The organism is Desnuesiella massiliensis (assembly GCF_001403615.1).
In the GTDB taxonomy this organism is placed as follows: Bacteria; Bacillota; Clostridia; order Clostridiales; family Clostridiaceae; genus Desnuesiella; species Desnuesiella massiliensis.
On record NZ_LN879457.1, the window covers coordinates 680,601 to 703,122 of the forward strand.

A 22,522-nucleotide genomic window follows, 5' to 3' on the forward strand; every position below is an offset into this window, starting at 1 on the left:
GTGCTGATATGGATTATTTTACATTTATAACATCGGTAGTTGCTTATGTGGAGAGAAGAGTTAAGTCAGATATAGATTATGCAGAACTCGAGAGGGTAACAGGATTTTCATTTCCACATATAAGGGAGGTATTTAAACAGCATGCTAAAATGCCTCTAGCAAAATATATTCTCTATAGAAAAATAGCAAATGCAGCGTTTGATATAGCGCATAGTGGAAGAAGAATACTTGATATAGCAAATGATTATGGCTTTGAAACTTATGATACTTTCACACGTGCCTTCAAACGTTTTGTGTTAATTACGCCAAAAGAATTTAGACAAAAGCATCTTAGCGTAGGAAGAGTTAAGCTTGCAACGGGAATATATGGACCAGGTATTATAGGTAAAGATAATGTATGTCAGGGTTTCCCTAGTTTTTTGGAGGTAATGATAAATATGAAAGATATAAAGAGATCAGAGGACAGTTGTATTCTTTATGGTGTTCCTAAGGTGCAGTATTGCTTTGAAGAATGTACTCCATTTCCTTCAGCCCTTAAAGCATGCCTTAACTATATTGGACAGGATATAAATTACTCTTACCTTATGGCGGCTTCTGGAGCAGCCTTCCGCCTTAGATGGAACACTAAATATTGGGATGGCGGTAATGTTGATATAATGTGCATTTATGAAGACTCAACAGAGGCATTTCAACGTTCTTTTAAAGCAACTGGACGTTCTTATAGTATTCTTTTCAAGAAGGCAGAAGTAACAAAAGATGACTTTATAAGGTTTATAAAATCTGAAATAGATGAAGGGCGTCCTGTAATTGCTCTTGGAATAATAGGACCCCCAGAGGCTTGTATTATTACGGGATATAGAGATAATGGAAACACCCTTTTGGGATGGAATTTCTTTCAGGATAATCCTGAATACTCAAAGGGAACTGAGATAGATGAGTCAGGATACTTTATTTCAAAAAGCTGGTGGGAAAATCCTGATACATGTGCTGTTATGTCAATAGATGAAGAAAAGTGTATCCAAACAAGCACCAAGGATATTCTTTTAAATGCAATAGATATACTTACAAAGGAACGTATAGGTGATTATGCAGGGGGGCAGACTGCCTTTGATGCATGGGCACATGCCTTGTCAGATGAAAGTCAGTTCCCTAAGGATGTAGTTATACCAATATTATTTGAAAGAATAATGTGTCAGGGTGATGCAATGACTATGATAGGGGAAGGTAGAGCCTATGCAGGCTTCTTTATGGAATGGGTAGGCAGTCAGTATGAAATGATAAAACATAAATGTTCAGAGGCCGCGAGTTGTTTTAAACAAGAATCAAATTTAGCTAGGAAGATGAGTGAACATTTAGGAAGCTGGGAGCATGGTGAGGAACAGGCAAGAAATCTAGCCAATCCGCTGATTAGAAAAGAAATTATTAAACTTATTATGGATATGAAAAAACTTGATTCTGATGCTTGTGAAATTTTAAGAGAGATTGTAAAGGTTATTTAGGAATAACAAGATAATAAAATATCTATTAAGGAGTGACATAAATGGTGGAATTTATACTCTCTTTAGAATCAGATGCAAAAATATTGAAAGAAGTAGCTATAAGAGCCTTTGATGAAGACAAAACTATGTATGGTTCTCTACCACCAGGAATTGAAACACTAGAATGGCACCTAGAAAAAATTAAAAATGGAATGTACTATAAAATTGTACTAGATAACACCATAATCGGAGGAATTAATTTGTATGACTTAGGTAATAGGCATTTTAGACTAGGTGCTCTCTATATAGATCCAAACTATCAAAACCAAGGAATTGGTACAAAGGCAATTAGCTTTATCGAGAAAACATATCCCCATATCAGAAAATGGTCACTAGATACCCCTTATAAAAGTTATAGGAATCATTACTTTTATAAGAAACATGGCTATGTTAAAACTGAGGAATTTAAACCTGTAAAGGAAGTTGATTTTTGGCTGTTTGAGTATGTTAAAGAGATAAGTTAATAGTAGAGCTTTCAGCATTGAGTCAAATATAAAAATTTCTTTTGGTATAATAGCATTGAGGTTTTCGAACTGCAAATATCATATAGTATTTGCGCCAAAGTATAGAAGGGGAAAGATAAGGAAAGATATAGAGCATATATTAAGGAAATTGTGTGAACATAAAAGTGTGGAGATAATAGAAGCAAATGCATATGTAGATCACATTCATATGTTAGTTAGTATACCACCTAAGTTAAATGTCTCGCAGTTTATGGGATATTTGAAAGGTAAAAGTTCACTCATGGTATTTGATAGACATGCAAATCTGAAATATAAATACGGAAACAGGCAGTTTTGGTGACGTGGGTATTATGAGCGTTATATATTAGGAAACCATCTTCTTAAATCTTTTCTTACAACAATTAATCATATAATCGCCCCTAGATTTATTTTAACGTAAATATAATGAAAAGGAAACCTAATAAGCATCAAGTATTATATCAGGTTTTCTTAAGTTTACGATGTTGGGCATAACCAGTGTTTATCAAAGCAAATAGACAGCAAGTGCATTTCATTATGAACTTGCTGTTATTATGTTTTAACTGGTGGAGGGCGCTAGAATTATATAGCGCGAGTACTTCCACGAACTTGTAGAGTAGGAGTTAGCACAGTCTTGGAAATAGGTTCATCGTTGCCATTAATACGCTCAATGATTCTCTTAGCTACCATGGATCCAATCATATCATAAGGATGACGAATGGTAGTCAGGTTTATGAAACTAGCTTTTGATAATGGGATATCATCAAATCCAACAATACTTATGTCTTCTGGAATTCGAATTCCGTTTTTAATGCATTCATCCATCACACCATAGCACATTAAATCACCACCTACAAAAACAGCAGTGGGTGGGTCATCAGAGTTAATCAGAAGTTCATGGACAAATCTTTGGCCAGATTCCATATTTAACGAACCGGAGACTACATATTTGGGATTTGGGGTAAGTCCATATTCTTCCATGGCATATAAATAGCCATCATATCTACCTTGACTTGTTGTGGAAAATTGAGGGCCACGAAGCATCGCTATTTTTTGATGTCCCAATGATAGTAAGTGATTGGTGGCAAGGTAACCTCCCATTTTGTTGTCCACTGATATGCTATCATATTTTGAAATAAAACCTATTTCTCGGTTTACTAAAACAATAGGACAATTAGCGCTTTTCAAGATGTTACTGAAAGAAACTTCATTACGTGCATCCGCAATAATAATTCCAGAAAAACCATAATCTAAGAGCTTACGTAAATGCTGGTCGTTTTCACCAACAATCTGTGAACTGTTGTATAGTGTCATCAGATAACCTTTTTCTTGAAGGTTGTTATTAATAACCCATACCAGTTCAGAATAAAATGGATTACGAATGTCACTAACAATAAGTGCAATTATTTCTAACTTTCCAGTAGCTAATCCTCTAGCCATAATGCTTGGATGATAATTGGCCTCTTTCATTACCCTCAGGATTTTTTCTTTAGTTTCTTCTTTTACGTTACTACTGTTGGTTAAAACTCGAGATACCGTGGAGCGGGATACACCTGCTGCTTTAGCTATATAATCAATATCAACTTTTTTTGACAAAAAATCACCTCTTTTATCTCAATACACATAAGAGTTTTAGCCCTTTTTCTAAATTATAGCATAATAGATTCAGCTATAAAAGATATTTATTTGAATTTATGGTAGCGGTATCATGAAAAAAGTATATATAAAATGCAAAAAATAAACGTAATTACTAGTTGACAAGTATTTTTAACAGGTATACTATATACTTATAAATGAGACCGCTCCCAAAACAATTGAGAGGTGATATTAAAATGATTAGAGGAAACACTTTTTGGGATACTCTTACCATGAATGGCATGGAAAATAGGTCATACAATGAAATTAATGTGTATTCATATGGAAATATACCACCGAGTTTGTATCATGCTTTACAGGAAACAGCCGCTAAATTCCCTGACAAAATTGCATTTTATGATAATTGGGAGCGCTCCTATAAGTATGAAACATTCTTGCATATGGTAGATTCCTTGGCAGCTTATTTAAAGAAAACATTTAAGGTAACAAAGGGAACACACGTTGGGATTCTCCTTCACAACAGTATTGAATTCTGCGCTTCCTTTTTTGCTATTGTAAAATTAGGCGCAATAGCAATTCCATTTCCCACTAAATATAGAGAACCTGAAATAGAACAGCTAATTCATAAAGCAGATCTTTCAGTACTTTTATATAGTGAAACCTTTGAACAGTGGATTCTAAATTATAAATTGGCAGGATTAGGACTGTTAAAATCCGAAAATGAAGAGACAGGGTATGGGTTCAGACATTTATCTTTTAAAGGCTTACACTTCGATGAAGGAGCCGGTTGTCTAGAGGATGAGGTCATTATTATGTTTACTTCCGGAACCACATCACAGAGTAAAGGAGTGGTGCTTTGCAATTATAATGTGATGAATGCGGTCGCAATATATAACAGAATCCTTGGCATTAGTCCAGAAGATAAAACCATTATTCCAGTGCCTATTTATCACATTACAGGGCTTGTAGCTCTTTTAGGGTTATTTGTATATACCGGAGGTACGATATATTTGTACAGGCATTACGATGCAAAACGTATCCTCACTTGTATTCGTGACAATGAAATTACATTTATGCATGGCTCTCCCACAGTATTTGGATTGATGATTGAGTACAAAAAACAATTTCCTAGCCTTCCAAGTCTGCGCATTTTAGCTTGTGGAGGCAGCTACATGCCAAAAGAAAAAATGAAGGAAATTCATAAATGGATTCCTAATACCAGGTTTCAGATTGTATATGGTATGACGGAAACTTCTTCACCGGCACTTATCTTTCCTGGTGATGCGCCTACTAGTATTTATGCAGGAGCCGCGGGAAAGCCTATTCCAGGTATTGAATTTAAATTTCTAGATGAACAAAAGCAGGAATTAGGCTGTAACAAAGTAGGAGAGATTTGGATTCGTGGGAATGTGGTAACCAAGGGATATTACAAAATGGACACGGAATTGATTGATAAGGATCACTGGTTAAATACTGGTGATATGGGGTACTACAATGAAGATGGATATATATTTATTGTGGATCGCAAGAAGGACATGATTAACCGTGGAGGAGAAAAAATCTGGTGTACCGATATTGAAGAAGAACTTCTTCGTATTTCTGGAATAAAAGATGCAGCTATTGTTGGTATTCATGATGATGTTTATGGAGAAACAGCAGCAGCAGTAATTGTCACAAAACAGGGAATAGAACTTACTGTAGATGAGATTTACAAAGCTTTAGAAAAAAGATTGGCAAAATACAAGATACCGACTAAAATTTTATTTCTCACAGAAGTTCCTAAAACTGCAGGTATGAAAGTAAATAAAAAATTAATTAAAACTATGTTCGAAAAGGAGATTTAGTATGTTAAAAGCTAATTTTGTTACTGCTAAAGAAGCTTCTGCAATGGTGGAAGACGGTAAAACTGTATGTCCTATTGCAATGACATTGGTAAGCGCTTGTGAATCTATATTAAAAGAGTTAGAAAAAAGTTTCCTTGAAACAGGTCATCCAAATAATTTGACTCTTCTTCATTCTTGCGGCCAAAGTGATAGAAAAGATGGTATTCAGCATCTGGCTCATGAAGGAATGGTGAAACGTATTATTGGCTCTCACTGGGGATTGCAGCCAAAATGGATGGAGATGATTGCAAACAGTCAGGTGGAAGCCTATTGTCTTCCTCAGGGACAAATCGCCCAGTTATACAGAAGTATGGCATGTGGATTGCCTGGTAAAATGTCAAAAGTAGGTCTTGGCACTTTCATTGATCCAAGATATGAAGGCGGTAAAATGAATGACCGCACTAAAAGTTTGGAAAATATTGTGGACATTATTAATTATAGGAATGAAGAATATATGTTTTACAGAGAAATTCCTATTGATATCTGTCTGATTCGAGGGACAGCTTGTGATGAGATGGGAAATCTTACAACTACGGAGGAAGCCATGAAGCTCGAAGTACTTCCTGCGGTTTTAGCTACAAAACGATATGGCGGAAAAGTAATTGCACAAGTGAAAAGAGTTGCAGCAAATGGAACTCTCAACCCTAAAGAAGTGACGGTTCCAGGAGTATTTATTGATGCTATTGTGGTGTGCGAAAATCCGGAAGTTGATCACAGACAAACTTCTTCTTGGTTTTATGATCCTTCTTACAGTGGGCAGCTTAGAGTTCCTCAAAATAATATTGAACCGGCCCCATTCAACGAAAGAAAATTTATAGCAAGAAGAGGGACCTTAGAAATATATCCGGGAGCTGTAATTAATCTTGGCACAGGTATTCCTAATGATATGGTCGGAAAGATATGCAATGAAGAAGGAATATCAGATGACATTATGATTACCGTAGAATCAGGAATATATGGCGGAGTTCAGGCAGGAGGAATTGACTTTGGTATTGGACAAAACCTATGTGCAATGATTGGACATCATGAGCAGATGGATTATTATAACGGTGCTGGTGTTGATATTACTTATATGGGCATGGGCGAATTAGATGGACAAGGTAATGTAAATTCCACTAAGATGGGACCTAGATGCACAGGAGCCGGGGGATTCATTGACATTACTCAAAATGCGAAGAAAGTTGTATTTTGCGGTACATTTACAACAGGTGGAGCTAAATATGAATTTAAAGATGGAAAGCTCAGCATTCTGCAGGAAGGGAAAATACGAAAAATGGTGTCTGAGGTTGCACAGATTTCTTTTAATGGTCCTATGGCAAGGGAAAAAAAGCAGGAAGTTATTGTTGTTACTGAGAGAGCCGTTTTTGAACTGACTGAAGAGGGAGTAATGTTAACAGAAATAGCACCGGGGATTGATTTACAGACACAGGTGCTTGATATGATGGATTTTAAACCAATTGTTAGCCCGAGCCTGAAAACAATGGATGCAGATTTGTTTATCAGAGATGGTGTATTTGGATTAAAAAATAAAATGAATAAGTAGGAAAGGATGATAAAAATGAAAAAATTTAAGGTGGCAGTTATTGGTGCAGGATTAATGGGCGGGGGAATTGCACAAACATGTGCACAGGCCGGTTATGAAGTAGTAAATATTGATTTGTTTGAACCAGCATTGGAAAAAGCAAAAAGCAACGTTGAAAAATTATTTGATAAGAAGATTGCAAAAGGTAGTATGACTGTAGAAGAAAAAGCAGAAATTATTGGAAATTTGAGTTATAGCAGTAATTTTGAAGCTTTAAAGGGAATAGAAATTGTCATTGAAGCCGTTCCGGAAAAAATAGACATTAAAAAAGATATTTTTGCTAAGATAGATGCTATGGTAGACCCGGATACTATTATTGTATCAAATACATCAGGACTTAGTATTTCTGAGATGGCAGCTGCTACGAAACGACCTGATAAGGTTATGGGAGCTCATTTCTTTTATCCGGCACCGGTTATGAAATTAGTTGAGCTAATTAGAGGAATTGCTACTTCAGATGCGACTTATGATAAAGTCAGAGAATTTGCAATTGATATTAAAAAAGAAGTTGTAGATTGCCCTGAACTTCCTGGATTTATAGTAAATAGAATTCTTGTACCTATGATGAATGAAGCGACTTTCCTTGTAATGGAAGGATGCAAACCAGAAGATGTAGACAAAGCCATGAAATTAGGTGCAAATAATCCAATGGGACCTTTAGAGCTGTGTGATTTTGTTGGTATTGATGTTATGCTTGCTACCATGACCGGACTTTATAACGGTTTTCATGACAGTAAATACAGACCATGCCCGATTCTTGAAAACATGGTAAAGGCAGGGTATTTAGGAAGAAAGTCAGGACAAGGATTCTATAAATATTAATTTAAAGAATGGGGGAAAATAAAATGTCGCAGTTTAAAGAAGTAGTTATTGTAAGTGGTGCAAGAACACCAGTAGCTTCCTTTGGAGGTAGTCTAAAGGATGTAGCTGCAATTGATTTGGGCGCATTAGTAGTAAAAGAAGCAGTAAAAAGAGCAGGAATTAAACCAGACGTTGTTGATGAAGTGATTGTAGGTCAGGTAGGTCAAATCGCTGAGTGTGGTTTCGTAGCAAGGGCAGTAAGTTTAAAGGCAGGACTTCCTTTTGAAACTACAGCGTATTCAGTAAACAGGCAATGTGGTTCCGGGTTACAGTCAATTGCAGATGCGGTTATGGAGATTCAGACTGGATTTGCTGATGTAGTAGTAGCAGCAGGTACAGAAAATCTTTCTCAGCTTCCGTATTATGTGAAAGATGCAAGATGGGGCGCAAGAATGGGACATAAATTATTTGAAGATGGTGTTATTGACATCTTGACATGGCCCCTTGGACCATATCATAATGGTGTAACAGCAGAAAATGTTGCAGAAAAATATAATGTTACACGTGAAGAACAGGATGCTTTTGCACTGGAAAGTCATAGAAGGGCAGTAGAAGCTGTTAAAGCAGGAAAGTTCAAGGATGAAATTGTTCCTGTTGAAATAAAAGATAAAAAAGGGAATGTTACAATCTTTGACACTGATGAAGGACCAAGAGAAGGTCTTACTATTGAAAAGTTACAAAGATTAAAGCCATGTTTTGTAAAAGATGGCACAGTTACAGCGGGAAATTCCTCAAGCTTAAATGATGCAGCAGCAGCAGTGGTGGTTATGTCAAGGGAAAAGGCAGACGCATTAGGAATAAAACCATTATTGGTAATTAAGGGATATGCAGTGGCAGGTAACGATGGTGCAGTTATGGGATATGCTCCAAAGTTATCCAGTGAGAAGTTAGCAAATAAGCTGGGATTAAATCTAAAAGAAATTGATATGTTTGAGATTAATGAAGCATTTGCTAGTCAAACATTTGCTGTAAGAAGAGATCTGGGCTTGGAGCCTGAAAAAGTAAATATTTATGGGGGGGGTATTTCTATTGGTCACCCCATTGGCGCCACAGGAGTTATACTTACTGTAAAAGCTTTGTATGAATTACAGAAAACAGATAAAAAAGACGTGATGATTAGTATGTGCATTGGTGGAGGACAGGGAATCTCTATGTATTTTACTAAGGCATAAATGCAAGCAATATCCTTTTCAGTATAAAGCTACTTCTTCACTAGAAGTAGCTTTTATTATATAATTAATATAATTGTTCTGTTTTAAATGGTTAATTCTTCGAAAGAGGTGAAACAATGTTATTGGCGCGTGAAAGAAAGATTTTAGTATTACTATACAGTAAAAAGAGAAAATTTACAACCAATGAGTTGGCTAGTATACTTCATGTAAGTCCGCGTACAATAAAAACAGATATTAAACGCATTACTGGAGAGCTAGAACAAGAAGAGACTGGCTGCATCATTAATACGAAAACTGGACAAGGGATCTGGATCACTTTTGACGAAAAAGGAAGACAATACTTGGATAATCTACTGATGAATGGAGATAATTTCTCCTTTATTTCACCGGAAACCAGAAAATATTATGTAGCATTAAGGCTTTTGGATGCAGATGATTATATATCCATGGAATCCATTGGAGAGTCCATATTTGTGAGCAAGGGTGCTATTGTAAACAGTATTAATGAGTTAACTACTGCATTTAAACAGATGGGGTTGGTATTAGAAAAAAGAGTAAAATACGGTATGCGTGTCATAGGAGAAGAAGTACAGCTTCGTATTGCTAGAGCGTATGTTATACGTAAACTGGTTTCTAATCAAGGGAACTATATTGTAAGCAAACTACAGCCATTCTTTGAAGAAATAAGTTTAGAAATAATCAATAATATCATCCAAGAGGCTGAGAAAAAACTGGAATTTATTTTAGCTGATACTTCTTATTCTGAACTAGTCATTCAACTTGCTATTATTGTAAAGAGAATACAAAAAGGTAAAACCTGTACTATTTATGAAGAACTAAATGAATGTGATACAAAAAATGAATGGAATATTACTCAGTATATTTCCGGACGATTAGAGGAGGAATTCGAAATAAAGCTTTCTGATGGAGACCGTTCGTACCTGATGATGAATTTACTGGGTGTAAATATGCAAAAAGAAGTTTCAATGATTGAAGGAAATCTAAGAAATACTGATGAATTGGATGATACCAATTTAAAAATATTTGAAGACATTTTAAAAGAAACTGGGGATGTTTATCGTGAAAAGCTAATGAGCGATAATATGCTCAAATGCGCCCTTTTTATGCATTTGAATGCTATGTTTAACCGTTTGCGTCATCAAATACGTTTGGAAAATTGTATGAAACACATGGTGAAAGAAGAATTGGTCTATGAGGTAGAAGTTGCTTCTTATATGGCAAGGCTCATAAGTGAAAGGTTTAATATAGAACTGGGTGAGAACGAAATCTGTGATATTGCAATGTATCTAGGAGCAAGCTTAGAACGTGAAAAAGCACAAAAGGGCATGTGCAATCCTACGGTCGTAGTGGTATGCGGCAGCGGACTGGGAACTTCCCAATTTATTGAAGCGCGTCTAACACGAATGTTTCCTAGTATTACTATAAGTAAAATTCTGCCTATTGTGCGAGCAAAAACAGAAATTAAGCCTGGAAATCAGGATTTTGTAATATCCACCGTTCCTTTGATATTAGAAGGAATTGATGTAATCAGTGTTTCTCCAATGCTTACTGAAAATGATGTCATGGCTATTGAGAAAAGGCTGAATCCGGATAAAATCAGTGCAGTAATGGAGAGTAAAGGAAAATATCCAAATCTGTTTGGTTTAATGAATGAAAAAATATCCATTTTTAAATGTGATTGTAAATCTAGGGAAGAAGTGATAAGCCTAATGGGTAATCGCTTACTTCATGAAAAATATGTAGATAAAGGATATATTGAGTCAGCATTTAAGAGAGAACAACTGGCGCCAACATCAGTAGGTGATTATTTTGCTGTTCCCCATGCATTTGAAGGCCATGTTTTAAAAAAGGGAATTGGGTTGATGACTTTAAAGAAACCAATAATGTGGGGAAATGAAAAAGTGCAGATTGTGCTCATGCTTTCTTTGGATGCAAGGGCACAGAATTTATTTAAAAGTGTTTTTAGTGAACTTGCTGAAATTACAAAAGATACGGAAGCAATTGCGAAGATACTTGGCGCAGACAAATTAAGTAATATACAATTGAAATAAAAACTTATACAAACAAAAGGTTCTTGGATTACCCAAGAACCTTTTGTTAAAGCTTAAATTTATTTTGCCATGTTGTAAATCTTTATTACATCTTCTTTATACAGTGGTTGAAAGAAACCTACATGTCCATTTCCGGTAGCAACGCATTTTTCGGCCATTTCTTCAATATGAGCATCTGTTGGGGTAATACCGAGTTCTGTCATTGAGGTCGGCATTCCAATCTTATGGCACCAATCCTCCCATGCCTCAATTCCTTTTAATGCTGTTTCTTCTAAGTCATATAAATTCATAGGTACATCAAATACTCTATTAGCAAATTGTGCAAATCGTGCCACATTTGTTTTGTATACATAACGGGCCCAGCTGCCCCAAATAGCACAAAGTCCTGCACCGTGAGCTACATCAAACATACCTCCCATTTCATGCTCTATTTTGTGAGAAGCAAAATCGGATACGCGCCCTGTTCCTGTAAGACCATTGTGTGACAAGCTTCCTGCCCACATTAAATCAGCTCTCGCGTCATAGTTTGTAGGTTCTTTTATTACTTTTAAAGCTGCTTCACGAACAGATACTAGCAAACCCTCAGCTATACGGTCAATCAATTCTACATGTTCTGTATTTGTAAAATAACGTTCCATGGTATGCATCATAATATCAGATGCACCGCTTGCCGTTTGATATGCAGGGAGGGTATAGGTTAATTCAGGATTCATTATTGCAAACTTTGGTCTTGAACAGTCATGATTGTAAGAACGTTTTAGCATGCCTTCTTCAATTGTAATAACGGATGAATTACTGGTTTCAGAACCGGTAGCAGCAATGGTAGAAATGCATCCTAAAGGGGCAATCTTATCTGTAGTAACTCTTCCCATATATAAGTCAACTAAATCAAAATCATTTACAAGTCCGTATGCAATTGCTTTTGCGGAATCTATAGGACTTCCGCCGCCAATTGCTAAAATAAAATCAACACCTTCTTTTTTACAAAGTTCAACGCCTTCTTTTACCAGCGACATATGTGGATTGGGAACTACTCCCCCTAAGTCAATATAGTCAATATTGCAATCTTCTAAACTTTTATGAACACGATCCAGCACACCATTTTCATACAAATATGTGCCGCCGAAATGAATTAATACTTTTTTATAACCTCTGGAAGAGATTTCTTTGCCTACTTGGCTTTCTGTGCCCTTTCCGAAGATTACTTTAGTTGGATTATAAAACTCGAAATTAATCATTACATATTCCTCCTTTTAATGAGTAATTCTAAATTCTTTTTTCCTCTTTATTATAAGAAAAAAATATAAATTTAGAATAGTTAAATGATTACACTAATCTAGTGCGAAAAAATGTAGAAATGCAATAAAAAGTTGAAATTCTTGACGATTGAACAGTAGAAACAATGAAAACGCTACCAATATCGGGGAATAGTCATATAAAATATACAAAAACCACAATAAATATACCTATTGTTATTTAATATGCATCAATATAGTGCAATTAATTTAATTGTTGTTAGTGCAATATGTTGATATACTCAAAACAAGAAACAGTAAGGAGGGACAGCGAGTGAATGTAGATTTGAATGAATTATTAGATGAGAAGCTGGTAAAGTTTGATTTGCCTGGAAACACTAAAGATGAAGTGATTAAAAGTATTGGAGTATTTATGTATGAAGCAGGTAAAGTCATTGATATGGAACGATACATCGAAGGTGTTTTCCAAAGAGAAAAGGAATGCACAACAGGTATTGGCAATGGTGTTGCAATTCCACACTGCAAAAATGACGCAGTAAGAGAGGCAGGTTTTGCACTGGTGAAGCTTAAAAATAGTATTGAGTGGGATTCACTTGACGGCAAGCCGGTAAACTATGTTATTATGCTTGCAGCACCAGATACGGAGGATAATGTTCATTTAAGAATATTATCCCAGCTTGCAAAGAATTTAATGGATGAGGATTTTCTAAATACACTGACACATGCAAAGTCCATTGAAGAAATAAGAAGATTATTTAAAGGAGGGTGTTAAAGTATGTATATTGTATGTGTAACAAGTTGTCCAGTAGGTATCGCTCATACCTATATGGCAGCAGCTAACCTTGAGAAAGCTGCAAAAGCGAGAGGTTTAGAAGTTAAAGTAGAGACCCAAGGTGCCCAAGGAATTGAAAATGAGATCACTAAAGAGGATATCAAGAGGGCAGATGGTTGCATTATAGCAAGTGATATAAGAATAAAGAATAATGAGCGATTTGAGCCTATCCCTACACTAAGGATAAGTGTAAGTGAAGCGGTAAAGAATGCAAAGGCTATTATAGACGAATTGATGGAGGCGATTGAATAATGGCAGATATTAAAAGAAAGAATAAAGGCAATAAAAATCAACTTATATTTTTAAAAGATTCCATTATGACAGGTATTTCTTATATGATTCCTGTAATTGTCGGTGCAGGTGTTTTACAAGCTATTGCTAAAATGCTTGGCGGATATGATATCGGAAATCATATGAAACAAATCGATACATTAGCAAAAGTAATTATGTTAATTGGCCAATCCATGATGACCTTTGTAGTACCTTCAATAGCAGCATTCATAGCATATGCGATGGCAGATAAACCTGGTATCGCACCCGGTCTTGCTATGGGAGCGATTGCAAACACTCTAAATACCGGATTTGTTGGTGGTTTGGTTGGTGGTATCCTAGTAGGATATTTAGTATTGGGAGTAAAAAGGATTAAAGTTCCTAAAGCAATTTCAGGTGTCATGCCAATTCTTGTTATACCTACTTTAGTTACTTTAGTTGCAGGACTAATTATGTATTATATTTTGGGAGTACCAATCTCTGCATTTATGAAAGCATTAACGTCAATGTTAACATCCTTAAACGGTAGTTCCAAATTCTTATTCGGAGCTGTAATCGGAGCTATGATTTGTGCAGATCATGGTGGTCCTATAAATAAGACGGCAGCACTATTTGTAAACGGTTTGAATGCAAGCGGTTTATTAGTTCCGACATCGGCTAAGATGTGTGCAGGTATGACGGCTCCATTAGGTATTGCATTTGCTACCTTCCTTGGCGGTAAGAAGAAATTTAGTGATGGTGAAAGAGAACAGGCAAAATCTTTAGTTATACTATCTAGCGTTTATGTACAAGAAGGTGTTATTCCATTCCTTCTTAAGGATCCTATAAGAGTTTGTTTTTCATGTATGACAGGTGGAGCAATTGCAGGGGGATTAAGTATGGTTTCAGCATTACAATCTCCTGCTATACATGGTGGAATATTTGTAATTGCAATGACATCTAACCCGTTATTATTTGTAGGATACTGGCTGTTAGGAGCATGTATAACCGGAGTATTGTACGCTATTTTAAGAAAGCCTTTACCAGAAGGATATGTTGATGATGAAAATGAGGCTTCTGGGTTGACTTTTTAATAAGGAGGAATCAAAATGTATGTATCAATGAAAGAAATGCTTTGGCATGCACATGAAAATAACTATGCAGTAATGGCGATAAATTGTGTAAATATGGAGCAGGCAAAGGCAATTATACAGTCAGCGTCGGAGGAGCATTCTGCTGTAATCATAAACATTTCGCCAAGGCAGATGAAAGCTCATGGTCATCCTGAGATTTTAGCACCTATGATTAGAAATATGGCAGAAAAGGTACAGGTTCCTGTTGCATTTAACCTGGATCATGGCGCTAATTATGAAGATATTGCATATGCAATTCAATGCGGTTTTTCAAGTGTGATGATTGATGCTTCCGGATATGAATTTGAAGAAAATATTAAAAGAACTAGTATAGTAGCTTCATTAGCACATTCTAAAGGATTATCTTGTGAGGCTGAGCTTGGTCATGTAGGCCTAGCAAATCAGCAGGACAATATAAAAGCAGATTTATATACCAATGTTGGACAGGCATGTGAATTTGTTCAAAGAACTCATTGCGACTGTTTAGCAGTTGCAATAGGCACTGCCCATGGCAGTTATTCGAAAGGATTTATACCTACTTTAGACTTTGAACGTTTACGTTTATTAAAAGAAGCATTAGAGATGCCATTGGCGCTTCACGGTGGTTCAGGAGCAGGTGATGAAAACATCAAAAAAGTAGTTGCATATGGTATTAACAAAATCAATGTTTGTACAGATTTATTCAAATATGCAAGACAATCTATGGCAGATGCTATAGCGGCTAATCCGAATATTGATTATATGGATGTAAACATAGCAGCACAGGAAGCCATGAAGAAATTTATAAAGCGATATATGAGACTGATTGGTTCTAGTGGACGTTATACCTTTGAAAAAAGTAACGGACCGGAATTTGATTAAAATTTAATTAAAATTTAATTAAAATTTAAGGGATGAAAAAGGATTTAGATCTTCTTCATCCCTTTTGCAAATGAAATTAGGAGAGCAAAATATGGATGAAATTATATTAGGATTAAGCTTAACTGCAACAATTGTATTTTTGTTCAAACTGATTTATGGTTGGTTTAAATATAGTAGAAGTATTCATAAACTCATCTATTCTAGCTATTTAGAATACTATGTTAAGAAAAATAAAATCAGAAAGTTATCAGAAAGTACTGTTTTTGAAGAGGATTTTGGGAAACATAGAGTGTTGTTTCAATTGTTTTCTAATAATGGACAAAAGTCACTCCAGCCTTATATTATCGTAATTTTGTCCAGTGGAATGTATTGTTTGAAAATAAGCAATGCTCCAGGAGAAGTATATGGAAAAAGAATAGGAACTTGGCAAAGTCTAGTGGCTATTAATAAAAAGCATCCTGAGAAAAAAGTAATAAGGAAAATGAACAATCCTATTGTGGAAATAGAACTGTTTAACAAAAAGGTTCAGGAAAAAATAACTAAGTTGAAAACTCCGGTATATAAAATTGCGGTATTTCCTGATCAGTGCATTCTGAAAATAGAAAGTAAGGAAATGATTGGAACATTAGTCGTTAAATACTCACAACTTAGGGATACTCTGCGGAATATTCATCAATCCAAAGAAAAGGCGTTGAATGATTGGGAGATTGATGCATTATGGGAAATGGTGGCAGAGAACTCTCTAAAACTAGAAGAAAAATAAAATATCACTAAATAATCAGAAATCTAGAAGCAGATTTGAAGATAATATTAAATCACATTGCAGTCAATATATCTGAACAGTTAGATGAGATCACGGTGTAACTTTAATTTGCTTCTGCGATTGGAGGAGAATTATGAAAGTTATAGTAGCAATTGATTCCCTAAAGGGAAGCCTGTCTTCGATGGAGGCAGGTAATGCAATTAAAGAAGGTATCTTGAGAGTAAAGCCCGAAGCAGAAATAATAGTTAAGCCGCTTGCTGACGGTGGAGAGGGAACTACTGATGCGCTATTGGAAGGGCTTGGCGGAAAAAAAGTTAGTCTGTCAGTAACCGGCCCTATGGGAAAACCAGTTGACACTTATTACGGTTATCTTCCTCAAACAAAAACTGCAATAATGGAAATGGCTTCAGCGGCAGGTATCACATTAGTTTTAGAGTCTGAAAAAAATCCCATGCTGGCAACTACTTATGGGCTGGGAGAAATGATAAAGCATGCGGTTTTAAAAGGTTGTAGAGACTTTGTTATAGGGATTGGTGGTAGTGCTACGAATGATGGAGGTATTGGTATGCTTATAGCGCTGGGATACGAGTTTATGGATAAGGACGGAAAGATGGTTGGTCAAGGAGGACAAGCCTTGGGGAAAATTGTACGTATCTCAGATAATCATGTGATGAAAGAATTAAAAAACTGTCATTTCCAGGTAGCATGTGATGTTAATAATCCGCTGCATGGTATTAATGGAGCCACTTATATATTCGGGCCTCAAAAAGGTGTTACAGATGAGATGAAGGTGAATTTAGATGAAGGTATGAAAAATTATGCCAAGATTTCAAATGAATTTACAGGAAAGAAATGCGATGATGCAAAGGGTGCCGGAGCCGCAGGAGGCCTTGGATTCGGATTCTTGGAGTATCTGGATGCACAATTAATACCTGGTATTGAGCTCATCTTGAAAAAAATTGAAATAGAAAAAGAGATTATGGATTCAGACTATGTTATTACTGGTGAAGGACGTCTGGATTTTCAGACAGCTATGGGTAAAGCACCAGTCGGCGTGGCAAAGTTAGCCAAAAAATATCATAAAAAGGTTCTTGCTTTTGCAGGAAGTGTTACGAAAGAAGCTAAGGAATGTAATTTTGCTGGAATCGATGCTTTTTTTCCTATTGTACGAGGAGTAACAACGCTAGGAGAAGCTATGAGTCCCGAACAAGCTAAGGAAAATATGATGGATACGGTAGAACAGGTATTTCGGCTGCTGCCATAAAGAGAAAATAGCAGCGTTGAATAAAATAGACCCTATAAAATAGACAGTTTAAAAAAACGTGCAAAGCACCGTTTTTAACTGATTCTGTTTTACATGGTCTTTTTTTATTGTAAACTATTTTAAAGGGGCTTATGAGAGAATGAAGTATTTATTATAACACCAGAAAAAATTTATGATTAGGAAAATGAAAATGATGAATTTCAGTTGGATGTAAAAAAAATTTTTGCAAGGTTGGAATATAAACAAATAAGTAAGCGTCTTCGTCGAGGAAAAATTCTTGGAGCAAAAGAAGGCAAATGGACGAATGTTAAACCTCCATATCCATATATCTACAATAGTGAAACACAACAATTAGAGGTAGATCCTGAAAAATATAAAGTATACAGGGAAATTATAGACATGGCGCTATCTGGAATACCTGCAAACCGCATTGCGTGGGAGCTAAATAAATTAGATATTAAGTCTCCAGGAGATAGCTATTGGTCAAATAATGCTGTTTACCGTATACTAAAAGATCAGACGCATTTGGGGAAAATTGTATTTGCAAAACAAAAAGGTTCTGGACATAAAAATAGAAAGACAAAACCTTTTAAGATATTTGATGAAAAAGATTGGATTATAGTAGATGGAAAACATCAACAGATTAAAACAACAGAAGAACACGCAAAAATTATGTAGTTATTAGCAAAAATAAAAATAATTCCCAAGGCGGCTAGACGTGGAGCTTTCGTTTTGAGTGGATTGGTCTATTAAGGTAAGTGCAGATATCGAATGGGAATTACATATAACGGAAAGAATCATATTGAATATATTAAAAAATGTCAGCATCATGATCCAATAGGAAATAAGTGTGATAATCCTGGAATTCGTACAGACGTGATCGTTCAAGCCATTTTTAATGAGCTTGAGAAGTATGAGAATGAAATAATGAATAGTTCCACAGATGTATCTGAAAATGAAACGGAGTTGATAAAATCAGCCCTGACGCAAAAGCAAAAAGATTTGCAGAAAAATGAAAAGGCTTTAGATAATCTTATTGAAATGCGAGAAGACGGAGAAATCACAAAAGATAAATATTTACAAAGGAAAAAAATTAGAGAAGAAAGTATGAATAAGATTAAAAAAGAAATTGAAGAATTACAAGAAAGGTTACTAAAAAGAGAACAAGCTACAAATCAGAAAAGGCTCTATAACATTCAAGAGTTCCGCAGATTATGGAAGACAGCAGATTCTCCGCAATTAAAAAATCAGTTTCTAAAAACCATTATAGACAGAATAGATTATATAAGAACTGGGGATAATATCCAAGTACACGTGAATTTTCTTTAGGCGTATAGTGTGTTAAAAAATAAAAATCATGTAAGAGAATTATCGAGGAGGTGATGCCCATGAAAGCCAACAGAACAGCCAATAGATTATAGACGAAAAATCTCCATATCTATTACAGCACGCTTACAATCCAGTGAACTGGTATCCTTGGTCTCAAGAAGCGTTCGATAAAGCAAAAGCTGAAGATAAGCCTATTTTCCTATCTATTGGCTATGGCTGAATTGGTTTATTTTACGTACATGTCATTGATGGCAACCTGGTTACTATAACTATATTGTTATTGTTCTATATCAATAAAAATCCCAAAAGAAAAAGTCCCGTATTCATAAATACAGAACCTTTACTGTTTCAGTTAATATAACTATAAATTAGACATTCTAAACATAAAATTTTTTCACCTTAGGAATTCTTAATACACGGAATATAAAAATCAAGTATTAATACTTTTTGACCGTTTTTTTGGGTTCTTCGAATCGTTTGTCAGTATAGAATTCACATAAAAAATAATTTGTCCAATCGACTGTATAACCATTTTGATGAATTACATCAATTGTTAGAGGATGTGTATTCGGATAAATATCCTTGACAAAAGTACTATTTTTAGTAAACAATTTATACATGTACTGCTTGCAATAAGCTGTTGAATAAACGGATAGAAACGGAGCATAGATTAAGATGAAGAAAAGAGAGCTTACCCCTCAGCAAGTAAAGTCCCAAGAAGTTAAAAACAGGATCTACCAGGCTGCTGTTAAGTTGCTAAGGGATTATGAATATGAGTACGTTACTATGAGGAATATCTGTAAGGAAGCGGAGGTTTCTGCAGGAACCTTTTATCACCACTTTCAGAACAAGGATGAATTGTTATCCTACTATATTGTGTATGGATATAGGGAGTTCTACGCCAATTGTCAGGTGGAATACACCGAAGATATTGTAGAGAATATTGTTAAAATTTATGACATCTATTTATCCTTTTGCCTGCAAAACGGTGTAGCCTTTCTATCAAATTTCTATACAACGAAAAATAAGGGGGTATATCTGAGAAACATTCGCAGGGAGGAAGAGTTGGCCCAAAAGCCTGGTCTCCATGAGGCTGTCAAAATGCTGGATTTGGGCAAGAAAAAGGGCTACATCAAGGAGGAGGTTGTTTCTCTTCAGGTAGGCTTTGACTTGGGTGTAATCATGAAGGGTATCATTTTTGACTGGTGCCTGGGTGAGGGAAGCTTCGATTTAAGGCAAGAGGGCACAAAACTAATAAAGCGCACCCTGCACAGCCTGATGACACCAAAGTACTTTGAGGAATTCGGATATTAGTATATTTTATAGGAACAGACAGAGAGCTAAAATATTGATAATTTCTAAGAGGGGTTGTTTTATGCATTTTGCAACAACCCCTTTCCACTTTTTGCCTTAGGTGATGCATAAGTCCCCATCTGAAGTCTTGATGGTCACCTTTAGGAGGATGTGAAAAAAGGTGTTCTATATGTTTCCCTACACCGCGCGTGGCGCCCCACGAGCGGCCCGTGAAAAAGAACACCTATGTTTTTCACATCCTCCTTTAGCTTAACGAGTTCGCTTGGCTCTTTTTTTTCTCATGATATTGACTATGTTAAATTTTTGACTTACAATAAAACAGAACGCGTTCTAGAACAAATTATTGGAGGAAAATATGTTGAAAAGCTTAAGAAAAATTATGGCTCTATCTTTAAGTCTAATTATACTGCTAATGATGCTGTCAGGATGTAGGAACAAAAGTACTGGAAACACTACTCAAGACAGCACAGATATTAATGCAGATTATGTAGTAGTAGGGGGCGGCGTAGCCGGATTAATGAGCGCTCTGGAGCTAAGCTCAAAGGGTAAGGTTGTTTTGCTGGAAAAAATGCCAGCCTTAGGAGGAACTACTATCCGTGCCAAGGGATATTTATGGTCGGTAGACTCCTCTATTAACAAGAGAACAGGAAAAGGCTTGAGGGGTGAGGAACTTTTAAATTACTATAAAGAAAAAGCAGGGGCAGAGCATTTTAACCAGCCTTTGATGCAAAGGATGATTGATGTATCTGGAAAAACCATAGATCATCTGATAGAACTGGGAGTGCCTTTTAGCAAAGAAAATCTTGTTCCAGGCACACCAAACTATCCAGAGCTTCTATGCTTGACCGTGGAAGGCGAGGGGCCAGCTTTGATAAGCAAGTTTAAGGAGTTATTGCTGAAGAACAACGTAGAAATCTTACTGAATACAAAGGCAACAGATCTGCTGATTAAAGATGGACAAGTTAATGGGGTTGTAGCAGAAAATAATGGAAAGAGTTTTAACATCCTTGCCCAGAAAACGATTCTTGCAACTGGGGGTTTTGTAAGAAGTGAAGATATGATGTCCAAGTACAATAAAGAATTTATTGACAACGTTCGCTTCAGTGGAATCGGAAGCACTGGAGATGGAATTACCATGGCTCAGAAAGCAGACGCCCAGCTGGTTGGCGACGGTGTGCTTGGAATCTGGGGAATGAATGAAGATTATGGATATGTTGGAGATATAGGAAGTTTGGTTAGACAAACGGCTTTTTATATAAATAAAGATGGTAATAGATTTGTTAATGAAAAGAGATATTATGCCGAGGTTCATAAGGAGCTAAACAAGATTCAAGACAAGCTGGCATATGGACTTTTTGATTCCACAAATCAAGCTATGGTTACAAGTCTGGAAAAAGCCCATAAGGAAGGTCTGAGCGTTAAGGCTGACTCCATTGAAGAGCTTGCAAAGGCTCTGAATGTTGATGTAAATAATCTTACAACAACTGTTAAAAAATATAATGCTGCAAAGACTAAGGGGGAGGACGGAGAATTCGGTATAAAGAATGCTGTAATGACTCCTCTCTTAAAGGCGCCTTTCTATGCCGTAGATGTTAGGCCTACACTGATAGGTACAATAAAAGGTCTCAAGGTCAATGAAAATACAGAAGTATTGAATTCTAAGAATGAACCAATACCAAACCTGTATGCAACAGGTGAGCTGATCATAGGAAATTTTGTAAACAATGAGTATCCAGCTACAGGTACAGTAATCGCAACAGGCGTTTATTCTGGAAAGATTGCTGCTGACACTGCTTCAAAGGGGGTACAAAGTAAATATACAGGGGGTCAGCAAGGCACAAAAGTAGTAAACCAAGACAGCAGTGCAAAAGTAAAAAAAGCTGATACTGTATATAAAGACGGGGTATACTTAGGTGAAAGCAAGGGTATGAATGACGCGGTAAAGGTTGAAGTAACCATAAAGGACCATGTGATTGCCAGCGTGAAGATCCTAAGCAGTAAGGAAACCTCCGGTATCAGCGATCCTGCAATCGAGAAAATTCCAAATGACATGGTAAATGCAAATTCCCCGGATGTCGATATCGTATCCGGTGCAAGCAATACAAGCAAAGGTATAATCGCTGCTGTAAAGACTGCATTGGAAAATGCAAAATAAGCATAAGTAGCTCTGTTTTATGTTTGATTCTTGTTACTCACTTAATCGAGTATGAGGGTAAAATTTATGCTTGATCAAGGATAAGTAAAAACAGGTTGAGGCTGTTGCACAACTAACAAAATAGTTAGCTGTGTAAGCAGCCTTTTTTGCCTAAAAATATAAAATGCAGGCCCTTAGGAC

Annotated in this window: 19 protein-coding genes and 2 pseudogenes; 19 read left to right on the forward strand and 2 right to left on the reverse strand. The window is 36.1% G+C overall.

Features of this window, described 5'->3' with window-relative positions:
- Positions 1-8 precede the first annotated feature (8 nt).
- The 3 genes and pseudogenes from BN2665_RS21155 to tnpA all read left to right on the forward strand — a co-directional run.
- Positions 9-1,499 (forward strand): helix-turn-helix domain-containing protein, encoded by a 1,491-nt coding sequence (locus BN2665_RS21155; RefSeq protein WP_055669097.1) that lies wholly within the window; start codon positions 9-11, stop codon positions 1,497-1,499.
- 41 nt (positions 1,500-1,540) lie between these two features.
- A complete protein-coding gene (locus tag BN2665_RS21160; RefSeq protein ID WP_055669098.1) occupies positions 1,541-2,002 on the forward strand; it encodes a GNAT family N-acetyltransferase in 462 nt (153 codons plus the stop codon).
- A 34-nt stretch (positions 2,003-2,036) separates the two neighbouring features.
- Positions 2,037-2,339, forward strand: a pseudogene (gene tnpA, locus BN2665_RS26475) (IS200/IS605 family transposase); the annotation flags it as partial.
- A 263-nt stretch (positions 2,340-2,602) separates the two neighbouring features.
- Here tnpA and BN2665_RS21165 read toward each other — a convergent pair.
- Positions 2,603-3,616 (reverse strand): LacI family DNA-binding transcriptional regulator, encoded by a 1,014-nt coding sequence (locus BN2665_RS21165; protein ID WP_055669099.1) that lies wholly within the window; start codon positions 3,614-3,616, stop codon positions 2,603-2,605.
- 236 nt (positions 3,617-3,852) lie between these two features.
- On the opposite strand from BN2665_RS21165, the gene BN2665_RS21170 reads away from it, so the two are divergent.
- The 5 genes from BN2665_RS21170 (at position 3,853) to BN2665_RS21190 (ending at position 11,186) form a co-directional block, all read left to right on the forward strand.
- Positions 3,853-5,460 (forward strand): class I adenylate-forming enzyme family protein, encoded by a 1,608-nt coding sequence (locus BN2665_RS21170; protein WP_055669100.1) that lies wholly within the window; start codon positions 3,853-3,855, stop codon positions 5,458-5,460.
- Between the two features lies 1 nt (position 5,461).
- On the forward strand, positions 5,462-7,042 hold the full coding sequence (locus tag BN2665_RS21175; protein ID WP_055669101.1) for an acyl CoA:acetate/3-ketoacid CoA transferase: 1,581 nt from the start codon (positions 5,462-5,464) through the stop codon (positions 7,040-7,042).
- A gap of 15 nt (positions 7,043-7,057) precedes the next feature.
- Entirely contained in the window at positions 7,058-7,903 is an 846-nt protein-coding gene (locus BN2665_RS21180; protein WP_055669102.1) for a 3-hydroxyacyl-CoA dehydrogenase family protein, read from the forward strand.
- 23 nt (positions 7,904-7,926) lie between these two features.
- Positions 7,927-9,114: a thiolase family protein gene (locus BN2665_RS21185; RefSeq protein ID WP_055669103.1), complete on the forward strand. Its 1,188-nt coding sequence runs from the start codon at positions 7,927-7,929 to the stop codon at positions 9,112-9,114.
- A gap of 116 nt (positions 9,115-9,230) precedes the next feature.
- Complete coding sequence (locus tag BN2665_RS21190; protein ID WP_055669104.1) at positions 9,231-11,186, forward strand: BglG family transcription antiterminator; 1,956 nt, start codon at positions 9,231-9,233, stop codon at positions 11,184-11,186.
- 59 nt (positions 11,187-11,245) lie between these two features.
- Here BN2665_RS21190 and BN2665_RS21195 read toward each other — a convergent pair whose 3' ends face one another.
- Positions 11,246-12,424, reverse strand: coding sequence for an iron-containing alcohol dehydrogenase (locus BN2665_RS21195; protein ID WP_055669105.1), 1,179 nt, complete (start codon positions 12,422-12,424; stop codon positions 11,246-11,248).
- Positions 12,425-12,755: 331 nt separating this feature from the next.
- On the opposite strand from BN2665_RS21195, the gene BN2665_RS21200 reads away from it, so the two are divergent.
- The 11 genes and pseudogenes from BN2665_RS21200 (at position 12,756) to BN2665_RS21245 (ending at position 22,342) form a co-directional block, all read left to right on the forward strand.
- A complete protein-coding gene (locus tag BN2665_RS21200; protein WP_055669106.1) occupies positions 12,756-13,214 on the forward strand; it encodes a PTS sugar transporter subunit IIA in 459 nt (152 codons plus the stop codon).
- A 3-nt stretch (positions 13,215-13,217) separates the two neighbouring features.
- Positions 13,218-13,526, forward strand: coding sequence for a PTS fructose transporter subunit IIB (locus BN2665_RS21205; protein WP_055669107.1), 309 nt, complete (start codon positions 13,218-13,220; stop codon positions 13,524-13,526).
- A complete protein-coding gene (locus tag BN2665_RS21210) occupies positions 13,526-14,617 on the forward strand; it encodes a PTS fructose transporter subunit IIC (RefSeq protein WP_055669108.1) in 1,092 nt (363 codons plus the stop codon). Before BN2665_RS21205 ends, BN2665_RS21210 begins: the two co-directional genes overlap by 1 nt.
- Positions 14,618-14,632: 15 nt before the next feature.
- Positions 14,633-15,517, forward strand: a complete 885-nt coding sequence (locus BN2665_RS21215; protein ID WP_055669109.1) for a class II fructose-bisphosphate aldolase — start codon at positions 14,633-14,635, stop codon at positions 15,515-15,517.
- A 91-nt stretch (positions 15,518-15,608) separates the two neighbouring features.
- Positions 15,609-16,280, forward strand: coding sequence for an NERD domain-containing protein (locus tag BN2665_RS21220; RefSeq protein WP_055669110.1), 672 nt, complete (start codon positions 15,609-15,611; stop codon positions 16,278-16,280).
- Positions 16,281-16,413: 133 nt separating this feature from the next.
- Positions 16,414-17,544: a glycerate kinase family protein gene (locus tag BN2665_RS21225; RefSeq protein WP_055669111.1), complete on the forward strand. Its 1,131-nt coding sequence runs from the start codon at positions 16,414-16,416 to the stop codon at positions 17,542-17,544.
- Between the two features lie 204 nt (positions 17,545-17,748).
- Positions 17,749-18,222, forward strand: coding sequence for a recombinase family protein (locus BN2665_RS21230; protein WP_055669112.1), 474 nt, complete (start codon positions 17,749-17,751; stop codon positions 18,220-18,222).
- A 93-nt stretch (positions 18,223-18,315) separates the two neighbouring features.
- Positions 18,316-18,873, forward strand: a complete 558-nt coding sequence (locus tag BN2665_RS21235) for a recombinase zinc ribbon domain-containing protein (RefSeq protein ID WP_055669113.1) — start codon at positions 18,316-18,318, stop codon at positions 18,871-18,873.
- A gap of 85 nt (positions 18,874-18,958) precedes the next feature.
- Positions 18,959-19,087 (forward strand): annotated as a pseudogene (locus tag BN2665_RS27970) (DUF255 domain-containing protein); the annotation flags it as partial.
- 461 nt (positions 19,088-19,548) lie between these two features.
- Positions 19,549-20,187, forward strand: coding sequence for a TetR/AcrR family transcriptional regulator (locus tag BN2665_RS21240; RefSeq protein WP_055669114.1), 639 nt, complete (start codon positions 19,549-19,551; stop codon positions 20,185-20,187).
- 355 nt (positions 20,188-20,542) lie between these two features.
- Positions 20,543-22,342, forward strand: a complete 1,800-nt coding sequence (locus BN2665_RS21245) for an FAD-dependent oxidoreductase (RefSeq protein WP_055669115.1) — start codon at positions 20,543-20,545, stop codon at positions 22,340-22,342.
- The last annotated feature ends 180 nt before the right edge of the window (positions 22,343-22,522 follow it).